This window comes from Rhodococcoides navarretei, assembly GCF_038069675.1.
Classification (GTDB): domain Bacteria; phylum Actinomycetota; class Actinomycetes; order Mycobacteriales; family Mycobacteriaceae; genus Rhodococcoides; species Rhodococcoides navarretei.
Genome location: NZ_JBBPCN010000001.1, coordinates 2,298,695 through 2,318,061 on the forward strand (window position 1 = coordinate 2,298,695; position 19,367 = coordinate 2,318,061).

Annotated in this window: 13 protein-coding genes; 6 read left to right on the forward strand and 7 right to left on the reverse strand. The window is 64.5% G+C overall.

Annotation, left to right across the window (positions count from 1 at the left end; genetic code table 11):
- Positions 1 to 70 precede the first annotated feature (70 nt).
- Both coaE and AABD04_RS11080 read left to right on the forward strand, forming a co-directional pair.
- The gene (coaE, locus tag AABD04_RS11075) at positions 71 to 1,288 is read left to right on the forward strand and encodes a dephospho-CoA kinase (protein ID WP_341441197.1); all 1,218 of its coding nucleotides are present in this window, start codon (positions 71 to 73) and stop codon (positions 1,286 to 1,288) included.
- Positions 1,289 to 1,385: 97 nt separating this feature from the next.
- On the forward strand, positions 1,386 to 2,816 hold the full coding sequence (locus AABD04_RS11080) for a DUF2252 domain-containing protein (RefSeq protein ID WP_341441198.1): 1,431 nt from the start codon (positions 1,386 to 1,388) through the stop codon (positions 2,814 to 2,816).
- Positions 2,817 to 2,823: 7 nt separating this feature from the next.
- On the opposite strand, the gene AABD04_RS11085 is transcribed toward AABD04_RS11080, so the two are convergent.
- Positions 2,824 to 3,369, reverse strand: coding sequence for a ribonuclease FAU-1 family protein (locus tag AABD04_RS11085; RefSeq protein WP_341441199.1), 546 nt, complete (start codon positions 3,367 to 3,369; stop codon positions 2,824 to 2,826).
- 78 nt (positions 3,370 to 3,447) lie between these two features.
- On the opposite strand from AABD04_RS11085, the gene uvrB reads away from it, so the two are divergent.
- Both uvrB and AABD04_RS11095 read left to right on the forward strand, forming a co-directional pair.
- Positions 3,448 to 5,610: an excinuclease ABC subunit UvrB gene (gene uvrB / locus AABD04_RS11090; RefSeq protein ID WP_341441200.1), complete on the forward strand. Its 2,163-nt coding sequence runs from the start codon at positions 3,448 to 3,450 to the stop codon at positions 5,608 to 5,610.
- A gap of 30 nt (positions 5,611 to 5,640) precedes the next feature.
- Positions 5,641 to 6,507 carry an SCO6745 family protein gene (locus tag AABD04_RS11095; protein WP_341441201.1) on the forward strand — a complete coding sequence of 289 codons (867 nt, stop codon included), beginning with the start codon at positions 5,641 to 5,643 and terminating at the stop codon, positions 6,505 to 6,507.
- A gap of 6 nt (positions 6,508 to 6,513) precedes the next feature.
- On the opposite strand, the gene AABD04_RS11100 is transcribed toward AABD04_RS11095, so the two are convergent.
- Both AABD04_RS11100 and AABD04_RS11105 read right to left on the reverse strand, forming a co-directional pair.
- Positions 6,514 to 7,371 (reverse strand): ABC transporter permease, encoded by an 858-nt coding sequence (locus AABD04_RS11100; RefSeq protein WP_243594912.1) that lies wholly within the window; start codon positions 7,369 to 7,371, stop codon positions 6,514 to 6,516.
- The gene (locus AABD04_RS11105) at positions 7,368 to 10,223 is read right to left on the reverse strand and encodes an alpha/beta fold hydrolase (protein ID WP_341441202.1); all 2,856 of its coding nucleotides are present in this window, start codon (positions 10,221 to 10,223) and stop codon (positions 7,368 to 7,370) included. Before AABD04_RS11105 ends, AABD04_RS11100 begins: the two co-directional genes overlap by 4 nt.
- 182 nt (positions 10,224 to 10,405) lie before the next feature.
- On the opposite strand from AABD04_RS11105, the gene AABD04_RS11110 reads away from it, so the two are divergent.
- Positions 10,406 to 10,858, forward strand: coding sequence for a universal stress protein (locus tag AABD04_RS11110; protein ID WP_243594910.1), 453 nt, complete (start codon positions 10,406 to 10,408; stop codon positions 10,856 to 10,858).
- Positions 10,859 to 10,927: 69 nt separating this feature from the next.
- On the opposite strand, the gene AABD04_RS11115 is transcribed toward AABD04_RS11110, so the two are convergent.
- From AABD04_RS11115 to AABD04_RS11125, 3 genes are all read right to left on the reverse strand, one after another.
- The gene (locus AABD04_RS11115) at positions 10,928 to 13,249 is read right to left on the reverse strand and encodes a HelD family protein (protein WP_341441203.1); all 2,322 of its coding nucleotides are present in this window, start codon (positions 13,247 to 13,249) and stop codon (positions 10,928 to 10,930) included.
- A gap of 139 nt (positions 13,250 to 13,388) precedes the next feature.
- Complete coding sequence (locus AABD04_RS11120; protein ID WP_341441204.1) at positions 13,389 to 14,579, reverse strand: DoxX family protein; 1,191 nt, start codon at positions 14,577 to 14,579, stop codon at positions 13,389 to 13,391.
- A gap of 136 nt (positions 14,580 to 14,715) precedes the next feature.
- On the reverse strand, positions 14,716 to 15,405 hold the full coding sequence (locus AABD04_RS11125) for an MBL fold metallo-hydrolase (RefSeq protein ID WP_341443015.1): 690 nt from the start codon (positions 15,403 to 15,405) through the stop codon (positions 14,716 to 14,718).
- 260 nt (positions 15,406 to 15,665) lie between these two features.
- On the opposite strand from AABD04_RS11125, the gene uvrA reads away from it, so the two are divergent.
- Positions 15,666 to 18,593, forward strand: a complete 2,928-nt coding sequence (uvrA, locus tag AABD04_RS11130; protein ID WP_243595085.1) for an excinuclease ABC subunit UvrA — start codon at positions 15,666 to 15,668, stop codon at positions 18,591 to 18,593.
- An 87-nt stretch (positions 18,594 to 18,680) separates the two neighbouring features.
- Here uvrA and AABD04_RS11135 read toward each other — a convergent pair whose 3' ends face one another.
- A complete protein-coding gene (locus tag AABD04_RS11135; protein ID WP_243594907.1) occupies positions 18,681 to 19,061 on the reverse strand; it encodes a DUF1844 domain-containing protein in 381 nt (126 codons plus the stop codon).
- Between the last annotated feature and the right edge of the window lie 306 nt (positions 19,062 to 19,367).

Sequence of the window (19,367 nt, forward strand, 5' to 3'; positions counted from 1 at the left end):
CGACCGACTCCCCAAACCGGTGCATTTGAGGCTGGTGTGCTTCGGCGTGTTCGAGTGTCAGACTGGGTGCATGCTGAGATTGGGACTGACCGGTGGAATAGGTGCCGGAAAATCGACCGTTGCCAAGGTGCTGACCGAACTCGGGGGAGTGCTCGTCGACTCCGATGTGCTTGCCCGTGAAGTCGTGGAGCCGGGAACACCTGGGCTGCAACGACTGACCGATACCTTCGGTGCCGACATTCTCGCACCCGACGGCTCGCTCGACCGGCCGGCATTGGCGGCCAAGGCATTCGGCGACGAGGAATCCCGCAAGAAACTCAACGCCATCGTTCATCCGTTGGTCGGCGAACGCACCGCCGAGATAATCGACGGAGCAGCGCCGGATGCGATAGTGGTGCAGGACATTCCGCTTCTCGTCGAAGGATCGATGGGGCCGTTCTTTCACCTCGTGGTCATCGTGTGGGTCGACGCCGAGGAACGGGTACGTCGTCTCACGGGACAGCGAGGCATGCCCGAGGCCGACGCTCGCGCGCGGATCGCAGCGCAGGCAACCGATGATGCGCGCCGAGCCGCGGCAGACGTGTGGATCGACAACACCGGCGCGCCGGGCAGCGTCGACGACGAAGTCCGAGCGTTGTGGAACGACCGTCTGATTCCCTTCGAGCGCAACATCAGGGAGGGGATCATCGCGCGTGTTCATCCGGAACAGGTGACAGCCGATCCCACGTGGGAATTGCAGGCGCGACGCATCATCTCGCGCCTGGCCCTTGCCTGCGCCGACAAGGCAGTCCGAATCGACCACATCGGCTCCACCGCAGTGCCCGGTCTCGACGCCAAGGATGTCATCGACATTCAGATCACGGTTCGCAGCCTCGACGACGCCGATTCGGTAGCCGAGCAGTTGCGCGCGTCAGGCTTCCCTCGGCGGGAGGCGAGCAACTTCGATCACCCGAAGCCTGCATATGGCATCGGCGGCGAAGCCGATCCGGCCTTGTGGTCCAAGCGTTTTCACGGCAGTGCGGATCCAGGCCGGCCGGCGAACGTACACATCCGGGTGGACGGCTGGCCCAATCAGACGTTCGCACTGTTGTTTCGTGACTGGTTGCGGGCGGACGACAGCGTCACCACCGAGTATTCCGGTATCAAGCGACGCGCCTCCGAGGCCGCTGCCGGAATCACGGACTTCCGATCGGCGATCGAGGCGTACGAGAACGCGAAAGCCCCATGGTTCGACGTGGCATACCGTCGGGCATGGCAGTGGGCGAGCGATACCGGGTGGTCATCCTGACGGCGCGTTCACGAGCGTTGTCGGCAGGCTCGAATCCTCCCCGGTTCGAATGCCGGACAGCGATTGAAGGCCACACCTTCGGGGGAAACACACAACCATGACGACACCTGAATCTCTGGCCGATGCCCAGCCACCCGCAACTGGCGAGGTGTCGGACGGACTCGGAGGGAAACCGACCGCGTCTCGGTTCGAGGCTTTTCGCGATTTGGCGCACGCCAGAGCCCGCGGTGAGATGGTGTTTCTTCCGCGACACCTCACCGGTCATGAGCGGCGCAGACACGTGCGTCAGACCATCCGCGAGGATCACGAGACTCGGATCGCAAACAGGGACGAAGAAGCCGTCGCCAAGTTCGAGAAACTACACAGGAGCGTCTTCTCCTTCTTTCGCGGAACGTGCCTGCTGTTCTACCGGGATATGGCGGGTGAGGATGCGTGGATGCCTACGGTCCTGACTCTGGGCGACGTCCACCCGGAGAACTTCGGGGTGATGCCGAGCGTGGACAACGTGCCCATTTTCGGTCCGAACGATTTCGACGAATCCTTTTACGCGCCGTTCACCTGGGATCTCAAGCGAGGGGCGACGGCGTTCATGATCGGTTCGGGGGCCGAGGGCCGGAAGGGCCGTAAGAAGCAGCGCAAGATCGCGGCGTGCTTCGTGGGTGGTTACATCGATGCCATGGAGCAGCTTGCCGCAGACTCCAGTGAGCAATACCAGCAGATGCGCCAGGACAACGCGCCGAAACTGATTCGAAAGCTGATCGAGGACTCGCTGGAGGACAGATCACACTGGTTGGCCAGGAAATACCACGACGAGTACAGCTGGGGTTTCAAAGCCGACGACGAGCATGTACCGATCACCCACCGCTTGCCCGAGTTCCAGCAGGCACTGGAGAAGTTCGTCGAGGACAAAGGCGTCGAGATCCCGGACCGCGCCGGCACACTCCGGGTCAAGGACGTATGTAAACGGCTGGGGCAAGGCACTGCGTCACTGGGCTTGCCTCGCTACTACCTCAAGGTCGAGGGTCCGCGGCAGGACGGCACCGACGACATCATCATCGAGTTCAAGCATGCGCGGAGATCTGCCCTGGATGGCCTGGCCCCGCCGGGTGACTACGTGATCGACGGCGACGCGGGACGCATCTCCCACGCTCAGGGTGTATTGCTTGTCGGTGGCGACCGCTTCTACGGTGCGGCCGAGGTCGACGGCATTGCCTTCATGGTTCGCGAGCGCGCACCGTTTCGCAACGACATCGACCTCGACGGCCTGTCCGGCAAACAGTGGAAGAAGTACGCGGAAATCTGTGGCCGATCCCTGGCGCAGGCACATGCGCTGTCCGACGAGGCAGGCTTGGTCGATCGTGACATCGAGCCCGACATCCTGGCGGCCATCGGCTCCCGTGAGTTGTTCGTCGAAGACATAGTTGCCTTTGCAGACGAATCAGCTCAGCGAGTACATGCCGATCATGAGCACTTCCGTGCGGACCATGAGATGGGAGCGTTCCGATCGATCGACAGAGTCTTCCGATGATGCGGATTCAGGACGGCTTGCCGTTCCACTCGGTCGGCATGCCGACGGACGCGAGCCACGCGTTCAGGTCGTAGTCGTGGCGCGACAGTCCTTCGATGGCCGTGATCGATCTGGTCAGCGCGAGTTCGGCTGTGGCGGTGTCCAGATGTTGCGCCACCCGTGCGTCGAACAACTCGTCGACGTCCAGCAGGTCGTAATCGCGGCCGGTACGGACGCTGAGGTCGAGGTAATGGTCGACGGAAGTCCATTGGGTTGTGCCTGCCGTGTACTCGCCGATGTCCACGTAGTAGTCCTGATCGCGGGCGTGAGCCGGCAGATAGTGGAACACCGAGGCCCGGAGCCCGAGAGCGGGCAGCAACCAGGACTCCAGGTAGTCGAAATGGGCGTGATCCGACGGGCGGGCCATGTACAGCCCCCACGGCTCGACGCGGTATTCGTCGACGACACGGACGAACCCCTTGGGATCCACGTTCGTCTTGGCGACGAGGTCGAACGTCTCGTGCTTGGGGGCATGAACGACGGCGTGCGCACCGGCTGACGTGTGAGCGACCATGCCTGTAGAAGCTACCGGGAACCGGCCTTCGGAGTCTGCCCGACGGAACTTGTCGGTGGTCGCGTCTAGGCTTGTGAAATGGCGTTTGCATCCGAACATCCCGTTGTCGCGCACTCCGAACACCGACCGGTGGGCGCAATCGAGCGCACCGGTCCGGCATTCGAGGTCGTCAGCGAACACACGCCGGCCGGTGATCAGCCGACCGCCATCGCCGAGCTCGAACGGCGGATCAAGGCGGACGAGAAAGACGTCGTACTGCTCGGTGCCACCGGTACCGGCAAATCGGCCACCACTGCCTGGCTCATCGAGAAGCTGCAGCGCCCCACTCTGGTGATGGCACCGAACAAGACGTTGGCGGCGCAGTTGGCGAACGAGCTGCGAGACATGTTGCCCAACAACGCAGTCGAGTACTTCGTCTCGTACTACGACTACTACCAGCCCGAGGCTTACATCGCCCAGACCGATACCTACATCGAGAAGGACTCGTCCATCAACGACGATGTCGAGCGTCTGCGGCACTCGGCGACGGCATCTCTGCTGTCGCGACGTGACGTGGTCGTGGTGGCGTCGGTGTCCTGCATCTACGGTCTCGGTACTCCTCAGTCGTACGTCGATCGGTCGATCGAGCTGGAGGTCAACGTCGAGGTGCAGCGTGACGCGCTGCTGCGGCTGCTGGTGGACGTGCAGTACACCCGCAACGACATGGCCTTCACCCGCGGATCGTTCCGCGTTCGCGGTGACACCGTCGAGATCATCCCGTCCTACGAGGAACTGGCGATTCGCATCGAGTTCTTCGGCGACGAGATCGAAGCGCTGTATTACCTCCATCCGCTCACCGGAGACATCGTTCGGCAGGTCGACTCGGTGCGCATCTTCCCGGCCACGCACTACGTTGCCGGTCCGGAGCGGATGGAACGAGCCGTCAAGGACATCGAGGCCGAACTCGAAGGAAGGCTCTCCGAGCTGGAGAGCAAGGGAAAGCTGCTGGAGGCACAGCGGCTACGGATGCGGACGCAATACGACCTGGAGATGATCAAGCAGGTCGGGTTCTGCTCGGGTATCGAGAACTACTCGCGGCACATCGACGGCCGCGGTGCAGGCACTGCGCCCGCCACGTTGATCGACTACTTTCCCGAGGACTTTCTGCTCGTCATCGACGAGTCCCATGTGACGGTGCCGCAGATCGGGGCCATGTACGAGGGCGACATGTCGCGTAAGCGCAACCTCGTCGACTTCGGCTTTCGTCTGCCGTCCGCGACCGACAACCGACCGTTGACGTGGGAGGAATTCACCCAGCGAATCGGTCAGACGGTCTACCTCTCGGCAACACCGGGAAAGTACGAGTTGGGCCAGACCGGGGGTGAGTTCGTCGAGCAGGTGATCCGCCCGACCGGATTGGTCGATCCGAAGGTCGTCATCAAACCGACGAAGGGCCAGATCGACGACCTGGTCCATCAGATCCGGGAGCGCGCGGAGAAGGACGAGCGTGTGCTGGTGACCACGCTGACGAAGAAGATGTCGGAGGATCTGACCGACTATCTGCTCGAACTGGGCATTCGTGTCCGCTACCTGCACTCCGACATCGACACGCTGCGCCGCGTCGAACTGCTTCGGCAACTTCGGCTGGGGGAGTACGACGTGCTGGTGGGCATCAACCTGCTCCGCGAGGGTCTCGACCTGCCCGAAGTCTCGTTGGTGGCGATTCTCGACGCCGACAAGGAAGGCTTCCTCCGTAGCGGTACCAGCCTCATCCAGACCATCGGCCGTGCCGCGCGAAACGTGTCCGGCGAGGTGCACATGTACGCCGACAAGATGACCGACTCCATGACCTACGCGATCGAGGAAACCGAGCGTCGGCGTGAGAAGCAGATCGCGTACAACAAGGAGCGAGGCGTCGATCCTCAGCCGCTGCGCAAGAAGATCGCCGACATCCTCGACCAGGTGTACCAGGAAGCCGATGACACCGAGTCCGTCGTCGAGATCGGTGGGTCCGGTCGAAACGCGAGCCGTGGGCGGCGAGCGCAGGGCGAGGCGGGCAGATCGGTCAGCACTGGGGTGTACGAGGGGCAGGACGTGTCGTCGATGCCGCGCGCCGAGCTGGCCGATCTGATCAAGAACATGACCGACCAGATGATGAACGCGGCACGCGAGTTGAAGTTCGAGCTCGCGGGCCGACTGCGCGACGAGATCCAGGATCTGAAGAAGGAACTGCGCGGAATGGACGCGGCCGGCCTCAAATAGGGCAGGTTGGAGACGCGATACGGTTCAACGATGGACGCAACCACCGCCGGCCGCACCTCTCGCGCTCTCGAACTGATTCACTCGATGACCTATTTCCTTCCGGAGACGCAGGACGCTCTGGTCGCGGCTGGGTTGCCGCCGCGGGCCTGCTATTTCGCGGGCCGGGCGGCACCTCTGGGGCGGGTCGGCGCAGGTGTCGTCACCGCCACGTTCTACAACTTCAACCGGGAATTGGTGGCACCGCTCGTACCCGCCGCCTGGGACATCGCCTCGCCCGACGAGATCATGGCCATCCGATACGCCACTCTCGATGCCGCCTTCGGTCGACTGCTCGGCCCCGAGGTTCTGGCGTCCGCGGATATGGCCGAGGCCGCCGACCTGGCGTCGATCGCGGCCCGGGGAATTCCCGGTGACGACGGTCGACCCCTGTACGCCGCGTATGCCGAGCTCGACTGGCCCACAGCTCCGCACCTCGTGCTGTGGCACGCCCTGACGCTGATTCGCGAATACCGCGGCGACGGTCACATTGCGGCGCTGCAAACGGCGGGCTTGAACGGTCTCGAAGCGCTCATCACCCACACTGCCACCGGCTACGGCTTCGAGAAGGAGTTCGCTCGCAAGCGTCGTGGATGGTCGACGGAGCAGTGGGACGCAGCGGTCGCATCTCTGGCCGACCGCGAGCTGCTCTCGTCCGACGAAGCGTTGACTCAGGATGGCAAAGATCTCCGCACGTTGGTCGAGGACATCACCAACGACCTCGCCGTTGCGCCGTGGGCCGCCCTCGGCGAGGACGGTGCCGCTCGGCTGGTCTCGCTAGCGACGCCGTGGCGCGAGTCGATCGTCGGCCAGGGCGTCATTCCCGAGGGCGTCTTCGGACCAGCGATCAAAAAGAAGTAGTCCGTCTCAGCTGGTGATGTCCTTGGTGCCGAAACGTCGCCACGCGATCAGCCCGAACAGAGCCGCGTATGCGATGGCCGAGAACGAGCCGACCACCATGTCGTTCCAGTCGATGCTCGTGCCGAATGCGTCGATCCACGAATTGGCGTAGTGCCCGGGTAGGTAGTTGCGCAGTGATCCTAGTGCGGTGATCTGATCGAGAATCTGCATCAGAATCGACGTCATCACCGCGCCGCCGACGGCCCCGAGAGGGGCGTCGGTGAGCACCGACAGCAGCATTGCCAGGCCGGCCACCCAGAGCAGGTTGATGCCGATGTACGCGACCGCGATCAGTAGCCGCACCAGCGAGGTTCCGTACGACAGTCCCTCACCCAGCGGGGTGATGAGCGACTCCGCGCCGTACATCACGGTGCCGATCAACAGCGACACCCCGACGAGCACCACGATCGCAGCACTGGACAGGGTGGCCGACACCAAGGCCTTCTGCGTCAGCAGTCGACTCCGGGGCACGGGAATGGCCAGCAGGTATCGCAGGCTCGACCACGAAGCTTCGCTTGCCACCGAGTCGCCGAAGAACAGGGCCACCACCACGATCAGCAGAAATCCCACGGACATGAACAGAGCGAAGACGGTGAAGTTCATGCCTCCGCGAGTGCCGAGCTCGATGAGCCCATCGGCATCGGAGTCCGCACTCGAGCTACCGACGGTGAAGGCGATGGCCAGGATCACCGGAAGCAGGGCCAGGAAGCCGATGGCCAGCTGAGTGCGGCGACGTCCCAGTTGCCTGCGCAACTCGGTACGGAACGGCAAGGTGCTGCCGCCGGTGTACCCGGCAGCGCGCCCGTCTGCGTGTGTGGTGCTCATGAGCGATCCTTGCTGGTGTCGGACCCTGGGTTGTCCCGGTGGACGAGGTCGAGGAACACGTCTTCGAGGCGCGTCGATTGCGAGAATCCGCGCACCGAAATCCCTGCGGTGACGAGCTCTCTGATCACGACGGCGGAGTCGGCGTCGGTCAGGTCGACGGTCACCGTGCCGTCGTCGACGATCACCGCGCCGTCGTGGCCGGAGGCACCGAGCACCGACTGCGCGCGCGTGGCGTCGTCGACCCTGATCTCCGTCTGTCCGCCGGCCGCGGTCAGTTCGCGGACCGTGCCGGAACTGATCACCGATCCGCGATTCATGACGACCACATGGGTGCAGGTCTGCTCCACTTCGGCGAGCAGATGGCTCGACACCAACACGGTTCGTCCGGTCTTCGCGTAGTTGATCAGCACGTCACGCATCGTCCTGATCTGGGGTGGGTCGAGTCCGTTGGTCGGTTCGTCGAGGACCATCAGATCCGGCAGCCCCAGCATGGCCTGGGCGATCGCCAGCCGCTGCCGCATCCCCTGGCTGTACGACTTGACCTTGCGTTCGATCGCGGTGCCGAGGTCGGCGATCTCGAGGGCTTCCTCGAGGTGGGCGTCCTCGATCGGACGACCGGTCGCTTCCCAGTACAGCCGCAGGTTCTGCGTTCCGGTCAGGTGCGGCAGGAAGCCGGATCCTTCGACGAACGAGCCCAACCTGGACAGCACCGGGGCGCCGGGCGTCACCTTGTGGCCGAAGACTCGAATGTCGCCGCCGGTGGGAGTGATCAGGCCCATCAACATCCGCAGGGTGGTGGTCTTTCCTGCGCCGTTGGGACCGAGGAGACCCAGAACCTGGCCCTGCTTCACCTCGAAGCTCACGCCGTCGACGGCGCGGAAGCCGTTCGAGTACGTCTTGGCCAGATCGGTGATCACCAGCGGAGTGTCGACGAGGTCCTCGTCCACTTCGGCGACTGCGCGACGTCTGGTCCGCACCACTCCCGCCACGATCGCACCCGCGACCGCGAGCAGGACGACTCCGATGCCGATCAGCGGTGCCACCGGGACCGTGCTGTTCGCACTCGCCACGGCGGCGACGGTCGGTAATGCGATGGTGTTGTCGGTCATGGCGACGCTGAACTGTGCGGGTTCGAGCGGAACGGCGTAGGCCTGATCGGTGGTGGAGATACTCAGCTCGAGACGATGACCCTGCTGGACGGTGTAGCTGATGCCAGGCAGCGCAACGGTGACGTCGACGGGGTCGATGCCCTCGGTGGCCGGCAGGCGGATCGCCGAGACCGCACCACCCGGAAGTGTTCTCGTGCCGTTCGGCGCGACGTCGTAGAGTTTCGCGAACAGAACGGCTTGATCGGGTGCGGCCAGAGACGCCACGCGCAGATTCACTCGCGGGGCACCGGTGATCGTCACGGACGTATCGACGGGGTCGCTGGTGAACGTTGCCGACTGGCCCGGCAGGTCCGCGGTCAGGGCTGCTCCGGCCCCGGTCGATCCGAGAGTCGAGAGCACCGAGCCCAAACCGGGTACCGACGAGATCGCCGACGGTGACGCTCCGGGTGGACGAATGATCGACTGGTTGTCCGCTGTGGGTGCGAACGTCACCGACCTGGTTGCCGTGGGGTCGGATGCAGGGGTCAGTCCTGGGTAGGCGGGAGCTGTCATTCGGCGGTCGCGGTCCCCGCCGCGCTCGTCGGCTGCCCGCTGAGTGGAGTACACGAACGGCTCGGTACCGGTATCGGTCTCTGTGTCCGTGTCACGCAACGTCCTGTCGAAGAAGTCTGCGATGGCTCGATCGCTCGTGTCGTCGGTTCCGCCTGCGTCGTGGCCGCCGTCGAACCACCGCACGGTGACGTTCCCACCGGCCGCCGCGATCTGACGCGCCGTCGCGTCGGCCTGATCCAGGCCGAAGAGAGTGTCCTGAGAGCCCTGGACCAGAAGAGTCGGTGCAGTGATGTTCGACGCCACCGCGACCGGCGAGTGGGCAGTCAGCAGATCGAGCAGCTGTTGGCTGGGGATTCCGGTCACGGCGGATTGGGCGTAGGCGTCGCAGAACTCGGGTGCGAACCTTCCGCACGCCGACGTGCCGACGTCGGCGCTGGACTCTCCGTCGCCGTCGCCCTCGCCGCCGGGCACTGCACTCGATGCGCCGACGCCGAAGAACACTCCGGCCCAGCCGCGCTTGAGTACGCCGGGGCCGCCGTACTCGGCGGCTGCAGGAGAAGCGATGTCGCCGAGGGCTTCTCGGCCCTCGGCGGAGGTCACCCCGAAGTTGGGGAACAGCGCCTGACCCAGGTCGTTCCAGGTGATCGCTGCGGCTATCGAATCAATCCTGGGGTCGGTACCACCGGCGCTCAATGCCAGTGCGCCGCCGTACGATCCGCCGGCGACGCCGATGTGGGGGTCGCCGGGAGTGTCGAGTTCCACCTCCGGTTGTTCGGCGAGCCAGTCGATGAGTCCGCGCGCGTCGGCGACCTCGCGATCGGGGTCGTTGATCGAGATCGAACCCGTGCTGTCGCCGAACCCGCGTGCGCTGTACGCGAGGACGGTGTATCCGCGTGCCGCGAGGTCGCGTGCCTCACCGTCGACCGAGTCCTTGCTGCCGCCGAAGCCGTGGGCGAGCAGCACAGTCGGCGCTGGTGTGACAGCAGGTGTGTAGAGCCGTGCGTCGATGTCGACGGTGCCCGTCGACCCGGGGCTGTCCGGTAGCGTGATGCGCGCATCACGCGTGGAAGTGTCGGCGCTCGAATCCTGGGGGAGGACTACGAATGCGAGAGCGGCTACCGCCAGAACTGCGATCACGGCGGCACCGACGGTCATGGCCCGTCTCGACAGTGGCGGGCGGGGAATCGGCATGGAAACCAATGTATGTGAGTGGCGCGGATCGTGTTGTTCCCCAAGTTCACGTGCCGATCGGCCGGTTCCGGCTAATGTCAGCGCATCAGTCCCCGGACCACGTCTTTCGGTCCTGTGACTTGCACCAATCGAGTTCGACCAGAAGTGTCACATCTGTGTGTGACCGACAAATGGAGGAATGAATGAGCGCCTACCGCACCGTCGTCGTCGGGACCGATGGCTCCGAATCGTCACTGCGGGCAGTGGAGAAGGCCGCGGCTCTGGCGGGAGACGCCGAAGCCACCCTGGTGATCGCTTGCGCGTACTACCCGGCCGATCCGAAGGACACGTCCGCTGCCGCCGATGCATTGCGCGAGGACGCCTACCAGATCACCGGATCGGCCCCGACGCGTGAGATTCTGCGCACTGCGCGTGAACACGCCACCAAGGCCGGTGCGAAGAACATCGAGGAGAAGGCGATCGTCGGTGCCCCCGTCGAGTCGCTGCTGGCACTCGTGGACGAGGTGAAGGGCGATCTGCTCGTCGTCGGCAACCGCGGTCTGAACTCGTTGACTGGTCGCCTGTTGGGTTCGGTTCCGTCGGACGCCGCTCGCAAGTCCACCTGCGATGTTCTGATCGTGCACACCGTCCGCTGATCCAACCCCCACTCGGCAACGGCCCGCTCCATGGAATCGACGGAGCGGGCCGTTGGCATGTGCGGTTCTCTAGACCTCCGGCTCGAACGGCTGCAGCGCCGAGAGTTCCCCCGGTAGTGCGTCGACGTGCACCACACCGAGGCGTTGCGTGGCTCGGGTGAGTGCCACGTACAGATCGTTCATGCCCTTGATGGACTCGGCCACGATTGCGGCCGGTTCGACGATCAGGACCGAGTCGAATTCGAGTCCCTTGGCATCCTTGACCGTCGATACGGTGACCGATTCCGTTGCCAGATGGCGGAATCGGTCGACGTGGCCCGCGGGAACCAGCACGGCGCTCAGGCCTGGGCGCGGGTGATCGGCAACTCGCTTCTCCACCGCGGTGACCAGATCCGCTGCTGCCACTCGTTGGGCCCACGGTCGTGTTCCGGTGCTGCGAATGGATCGTGGCTCGGACTGCTCGGGATCGATGGCAGCCAACACGTCGTGTGCAACGACCATGATCTCGGACGGTGTTCGGTAGTTCACCGTCAGTTCGGTTCGCTTCCACCGCTTGGCCACGTACGGTTCGAGAACCGAACCCCACGACGATGTTCCGGCGGGATCACCGGTCTGGGCAGTATCGCCCACCAGCGTCATCCACCGATTCGGTATGCGCCGCATCACCATTCGCCACGCCATCGCAGAGAGTTCCTGCGCCTCGTCGACGATCACGTGCCCGTAGGTCCACGTTCGGTCACCGGCGGCTCGTTCGGCCGTGGTGAGTCGTTGACCCGAATTCTGGCGTCGCGCAAGCTGATCGGCATCGATGAGGTCGTATGCCATCAGGATCTCCGGATCGAGTTCGTCCTCGAGGTCCTGTGGTGCCGAACCGGTCAGGATGTCCAGTGCGCCCTGGGCATCGGCGATCTGACCTCGCCATTGGCGTTGCGCCTGTTCACGTTCGGCCGCGTCGTCGACGCCGAGCAGCTCGGCGAGTTCGTCGAGCAGGGGAGCGTCGGCCGACGAGAAGCGGTGGCCCCGACGAACGAGAGCCTCCCGCTCCGCCTCGTTCAGTGCAGGCGCTGCCGCGGCGATCTTCTCGGGCGATGCGAAGAGGTCGCGGAGTACCTGCTGAGGAGACAGATCGGGCCACAGCTCGTCGACGGCGGCCATGACGTCCTGGTCCTCGCGCATCTCGTCGCGCATGTCCGCGATGTCGTCGGCGCTGAGCAGGCTGGACCCGTCGACGAGGTTCTGCCCGAGTTTCGCCGCCAATTGGTTCGCCAACTGGTCGATGACCGAGGACACGAACAGCGGCCGAGCCAGGTTGTGCGGTCGCCGGGACGAGCGGGCGCGTCCGCGAGCCCGAGTGACGATCTTGCGATCGAGCGTGATGTCGTAGGTGTCGAACTTCAGACGACGGGGTTGGGCGGGAACTTCCTGACGGTCGCGTACCGCCTGAGTCAGTACCTCGACCATCGACAGTCTGCCCTTGACCTCGGTCGCCAGAGCCGTGTCCTCGCGTTGCGCACGGACTCCCGGGTAGAGGTCGCCGATCGTGGACAGCAGCACACCCGTCTCGCCGAGTGACGGCAGTACCTGCCCGATGTAATCGAGGAACGTGGCGTTGGGTCCGATGATCAGCACACCGCTCTTACCGAGCTGCTGGCGGTAGGTGTAGAGCAGGTACGCGGCGCGGTGCAGTGCGACGGCTGTCTTGCCGGTACCCGGTCCGCCCTGAACCACCAGCACACTGCGGTGCTGCGATCGGATGATCGCGTCCTGTTCGCTCTGGATCGTCTCGACGATGTCGTTCATCTGACCGGTACGTGCGGCATCGAGTGCCGAGAGCAGCGCACCTTCGCTCGCCACTCCGCCTGCCACAGCGGCATCGCTCGACGATCGAGCGGACTTCAGGTCGAGGAATTCGTCGGCGATCGATGTCACTCGGCGGCCACGCGTGCGAATGTGCCTGCGTCGCAACACGTTCTCCGGGGCAGCCGGAGTCGCAAGGTAGAACGGTCGGGCCATCGGGGCGCGCCAGTCCAGCAGCAGCGTTTCGTAATCGTTCTTGTCGTCGAGAATTCCGACGCGGCCGATGTAGCGCTCGGGCCGGTCGTCGACCTTGGGGTCGAGGGACTCGGGGTCGAGGTCGATGCGCCCGAAACACAGTCCGTTCTCGGCGGCGTCGTACTTGGCGATGTCCTCGGTGTACATCTGGTTGAACGATTCGCGTTCACTGCGAGCCTGCGGGGTACCGCCGGTCTCCAACAGCACCGCGCGCAATCGGTTCGCGGCGTACTCGCGCAGTGCGTCGAGCTGGGTGTACAGCCGCGTCAGGTGCGCCTGCTCGATGTCTTCTTCGATCGGCACATCGGAGTTTCTCGATGTGTGGCCGTCGTCCGGCAAAGGGTCTCCTCGGGAGTTCGGCCGAGGCGAAGATATCGCCTCGAAATCAGCCAGAGCAGTCTACGTCGCACAACGGCCCTGCCGCAGAACCGCTGGTTCCGGGGCAGGGCCGCGTCTGTTGCTGTGTTCTCGGCGAGAACTACTTCGCGTACTGCTGCAGCTTCTTGTCCAAGTTCTTCTGAGCCTTGGCAACTCGCTTCTCGAGCTTGGCGCGAGCCTGCTCGGTCACCTTCTCGAGTTCCTTGCTCTGCTTCTCCGCACGCTTGCGGGCCCGCTTGCTCAGCGTCTCCACGCGATCGGACGCCAGATCGGCCCAGGTGACTCCGCGCTTCTGCGCTTCGTCGGCCAGGACCGAACCCCTCTCGGCAGCCAGATCGGCGAGCTTGGAGGCGCGCTTCTGGGCTACATCGGTCAATTCGTGGCGACGATCAGCGGCAACGTCGACGAGCTTGGATCCGCGCTTCTGCGCGATCTCTGCCAGGTCGGTTCCGCGGTGCGCAGCCTTGTCGGCGAGCTTGGAGCCGCGCTTCTGGGCCTCGTCGGCCAAGTCGCTACCGCGGTCGGCGGCGAGTTCGGCGAGCTTGGATCCACGCTTCTGTGCTTCGTCGGCGAGGACGGAACCCTTGTCGGCGGCCACGTGAGCCCAGCGGTTCAGTGCCGGCTGAGCGACCTCGGCCAGCTCCGAGCCCTTTTCTGTGGCGATGTCGGCGAGCTTGGCCAACTTGGGCTGGGCGGCGTCGGCGAACTTGGCCAGCTTCGGCTGTGCGGCCTCGGCGAGATCGGCGCTGCGGCTCGCGGCGACGGCTGCGATTTCCTTGACCCGCTCACCGGTCTCGTGGGTGGAGTGACCCGGCAGTGCCGAGACGACGGTCTCCTGCGCGCGGCGTGCTGCGCGCTTGCTACGCCATGCGACGGACGGCTTGCCCTCGGTGTCGACGGCTGCGATGAGCAGTCCACCGAGCAGGCTCAGGTTCTTGAAGAAGTGGATACGCTGCGCAGCCTTTGCCTCCGGGTCCGTCTCGTTCCAGAAGGCGTGCCCGGCGAGTGTCGTCGGTACGAGACTTCCGGCGAGAGCGATCGAGGCGATGCGCGGTGCCTTGCCGGTGGCCAACAGAATTCCTCCCGCGACCTGAATTCCACCGTTGATACGAACGAGAGTCTCCGGGTCGCTCGGCACGTTCGCGGTGACGTCGTTGGGAAGGGCGTCCTTGCCCTGCTCGATCAGCGGAGTGGCGACCTGCGCCTTGCCGGTGGGATTACGGAGTGCGTCGACGCCCCCTGCGATGAAAATCGTAGACATCAGCGGACGGGCGATACGGCGGACCAGCATTGACAGCCTCCTGCGTAGTTTCTCGTGTCATCGGCGGTGGAACCAGGACAGCACTGCGGTCGGAAAACCTACCGCTGCGCGTCCTTTTGTCACACTATTCATACCCCGGGATTCACGGTCTCAAGCGCGCCGACCGTCACCAACCCCGTTCGCGCCATTCGGCCAGGTGAGGGCGCTCGGCACCGAGTGTGGTGTCCTTTCCGTGGCCCGGGTAGACGACGGTGTCGTCTCCGTACCGGTCGAACAGTTTCTCTGTCACGTCGTCGAGCAGGCGGGCGAAATCCTCGGGGCTTCCCGTTTTGCCGACGCCACCGGGAAAGAGCGAATCCCCGGTGAAGAGGTGGGTGCGCGTGCCGTCGGTATCGGTCAGAGCGAGTGCGATGGAGCCGGGGGTGTGTCCGGTCAGGTGCACCACGTCCAACGTGAGCGCGCCCACCGATACGGTGTCCCGATCGGCGAGCAGGCGGTCAGGAGTCACCGGGAGGGGCTCGGCGTCGAGTTCGTGGGCCGCGGTCGGAGAGTCCGTACCGCCGGCGATGTCGGCCAGGGCCTGCCAGTGGTCGGCGTGCTGGTGAGTCGTCACGATGAGTGACAGGGTCGGCGCGTTCTCGTCGATGAGCAACGAGATGCGGTCGGCCTCGTTGGCGGCGTCGATCAGCACCGAGTGACCTGTTGCGGAACAGACGACAAGGTAGGTGTTGTTGTCCATGGGGCCGACCGACATCTTCGTGATCGTCGCTCCGGGAATCGTCCGCCGTTGCGGTTGCGAACCCTGGGCGACGACGCCGGTGTAATTGTCATCGATGGCCATGAGGTGCTCGTCCATTTCGAGGACGCTACCGTCGTCGGCGGCACGAGGGGCGGTGGGGTCGCGCACGTGGAAAAGTGTGTCGGTGCCTGGATCTACCATTGCTACTGCGTGAGGTTCGTCCCTCACCACAACAGGTTTTCGACGTGGGGTCCACGGTTACACGACGTGTGACCGGTGCGTCGGCATCACACGTCATCACGCGACTCGAACGTCGTGCACTGTTGCGTCGTGCAGCAACTCGACTGGACGTGCTCGTTCGGAAAGAAGGGAACACAGTGGCGGATCGCCTGATAGTGCGAGGTGCACGGGAGCACAATCTGCGGGGAGTCGACATCGATCTGCCTCGGGACGCGCTGATCGTGTTCACGGGTCTGTCCGGCTCGGGCAAGTCGTCCCTCGCCTTCGACACGATCTTCGCCGAAGGTCAGCGTCGCTATGTGGAGTCGCTGTCCGCGTACGCGCGTCAGTTCCTCGGCCAGATGGACAAGCCGGACGTCGATTTCATCGAGGGCCTCTCGCCTGCGGTCTCCATCGATCAGAAGTCGACCAACCGCAATCCGCGATCGACGGTGGGCACCATCACCGAGGTCTACGACTACCTCCGCCTGTTGTACGCGCGTGCAGGAACGGCTCATTGCCCGGTGTGCGGCGAACAGATCGCGAAGCAGACTCCGCAGCAGATCGTCGATCAGGTGCTGGACATGGAGGAGGGCCTGAAGTTCCAGGTGCTCGCCCCGGTGGTGCGCACCCGCAAGGGTGAGTTCGTCGACCTGTTCGACTCTCTCAACACTCAGGGCTACTCGCGTGTTCGGGTCGACGGCGTCGTCCATCAGCTCACGAGCCCGCCGGTGCTCAAGAAGCAGGAAAAGCACGACATCGAGGTCGTCGTAGACCGTCTGACCGTCAAGTCGAGCTCTAAGCAGCGTCTGACCGACTCGGTCGAAACCGCCCTTCGACTGGCCGACGGCATCGTTGTGCTCGATTTCGTCGACCGGGACGAGAATGCATCGGACCGTGAGCGCCGGTTCTCCGAGAAGCTCGCGTGCCCCAACGGCCACCCCTTGTCCATCGACGATCTCGAACCGCGGTCGTTCTCCTTCAACTCGCCGTACGGTGCGTGCCCGGATTGCGTCGGGCTCGGCGTGCGCAAGGAGGTCGACCCGGAGCTGGTCGTTCCCGACGGCGATCTCAGCCTCGCGGACGGTGCCATCGCACCGTGGTCGATGGGCCAGACGTCGGAGTATTTCGGTCGACTGTTGTCCGGGCTCGCCGACGCCATGGGGTTCGACCTGAACGCGCCGTGGAACAAGTTGCCCGCCAAGGTCAAGCGTGCGGTCCTCGAGGGCAGCGATCACCAAGTACACGTGAAGTACAAGAACCGCTACGGCCGCACGCGGTCGTACTACGCCGAGTTCGAGGGTGTGATGCCGTTCCTGCATCGTCGACTCGAGCAGACCGAGTCCGAGCAGATGAAGGAACGCTACGACGGCTACATGCGCGACGTGCCGTGTCCCACCTGCAACGGTGCCAGGCTGCGGCCCGAGATCCTGTCGGTGACGATCGCAGCGGGCGATTTCGGGCCGAAGTCGATCGCCGAGGTGTGCGAGTTGTCGATTGCCGACACCGCAAACTTCTTGAACAGTCTCACCCTCGGTCGCCGCGAGGAAGCGATCGCTGGGCAGGTCCTCAAGGAGGTTCAGGCTCGACTCGGCTTCCTCCTCGACGTCGGTCTGGAATACCTGTCACTGGCCAGGACTGCCGGCTCGCTGTCCGGCGGGGAGGCCCAGCGCATCCGGCTCGCCACCCAGATCGGGTCGGGACTCGTCGGCGTTCTCTACGTCCTCGACGAGCCGTCCATCGGACTGCACCAACGAGACAACCGCCGTCTGATCGACACGTTGACGCGGTTGCGCGATCTCGGAAACACACTGATCGTCGTCGAGCACGACGAGGACACCATCCGCACGTCCGATTGGATCGTCGACATCGGTCCGCTGGCGGGTGAGCACGGCGGACGCGTCGTGCACAGCGGTTCGTACGAGGACCTGCTGACCAACCAGGAATCACTGACCGGTGCGTATCTGTCCGGGCGGATGGAGATTCCGCTTCCCGACACCCGTCGTGTCGTGGACAAGAAGCGTCAGGTCACCGTGGTCGGTGCCCGCGAGCACAATCTCCGTGGCATCGACGTCAGCTTCCCGCTCGGCGTCCTGACCTCGGTCACCGGAGTGTCGGGTTCGGGTAAGTCCACGCTCGTCAACGACATCCTCGCGACGGTGATGGCCAACAAGCTCAACGGTGCCCGTCAGGTTCCCGGTCGGCACACGCGTATCAACGGACTCGATCAGCTCGACAAGCTCGTACGGGTGGATCAGTCGCCCATCGGACGCACCCCCCGCTCGAACGCTGCCACCTACACCGGGGTGTTCGACAAGATCCGGACGCTGTTCGCGGCGACCACCGAGGCCAAGGTGCGCGGCTATCAGCCCGGTCGATTCTCGTTCAACGTCAAGGGCGGCCGGTGCGAGGCCTGCTCAGGAGACGGCACACTCAAGATCGAGATGAACTTCCTGCCGGACGTCTACGTTCCGTGCGAGGTCTGTGAGGGCGCCCGGTACAACCGCGAGACACTCGAAGTCCACTACAAGGGCAAGACCATCGCCGAGGTCCTGGATATGCCGATCGAGGAGGCTGCCGACTTCTTCGAGGCCATCACCTCGATCCACCGCTACCTGAAGACGCTCGTCGAGGTCGGTCTCGGGTACGTGCGGCTCGGCCAACCGGCAACGACGTTGTCCGGCGGCGAGGCGCAACGCGTCAAGCTGGCAGCGGAACTGCAGAAGCGGTCCACCGGCCGCACGGTCTACATCCTCGACGAACCGACCACCGGCCTGCACTTCGAGGACATTCGCAAGCTGCTCGGCGTCGTGAACGGCCTCGTGGACAAGGGCAACACGGTGATCGTGATCGAGCACAATCTCGACGTCATCAAGGTCTCGGACTGGGTCATCGACATGGGCCCCGAAGGTGGCTCCGGCGGCGGAACGCTTGTGGCACAAGGTAATCCGGAAGCCGTAGCAGCGGTACCCGAAAGCTACACCGGAAAATTCCTGCAGGAGGCGCTCTCCCGCGAGTCCGTCGTGGCCCCGCCGGTGAAAGCGGCTCCGAAGAAGCGCAGGCCACGCAAGGTCGCTGCTGTCTGACTCATGTCCCGGTAACCACGAAGCCGCACTCGGTATCGACCGGGTGCGGCTTCGTGGGTATGCAGCTGTCGTCGTCGAAAGTCCTGCTCAGTGCACCGGACCGGTGTACTTCTCGCCTGGACCCTTTCCTGGCTCGTCCGGGTGGGCAGATGCTTCCCGAAATGCGCGCTGCAGTGCCTGCAACCCGTCGCGAATGGGTCCGGCATGGGGACCGAGGTATTCCACCGACGCGGTGACCAGGCCTGCCAGCGCGGTGATGACGCGTCGTGCCTCGTCGAGGTCGAGGTAGGGGCTCTCGGCGGGATCCGGCTCGGACAGTCCCAGCTTCTCGGCTGCGGAACTCATCAGCATGACCGCAGCGCGGCTGATGACCTCGACCGCGGGGACCTCGGCGAGTTCACGGACTTCGGGCTCGGCACCCAGGGGGTCGGCACCTGCGGCATCGTCGTGATTGGGGGAGCTGGTCATGCCTACGAGAATCCCACGCCGCCTACTGTCGGGAGAATCGGGTGCCGACGAGTTCGGGTGCGATCGGGCTCGATTGTCGGTTTCTCGAATCTGCTGGTAGTGTGACTCGACGACCGTCTTCGGCGTGCACTTCTCGATGGAGTGCACCGCACGGAGGCAGCAAGTGGAGCCCGACTCCCACCGGCACGTAGGCATCGACACGCTACTTCCGGTCCGGTCGCACGATGGTTCACCCTCTCGGGTGGCCAGCGTGCTTCCTCTCAGTGAGGAGACTGTACGACGATCATGTCGTGCGGGTCGACCGGT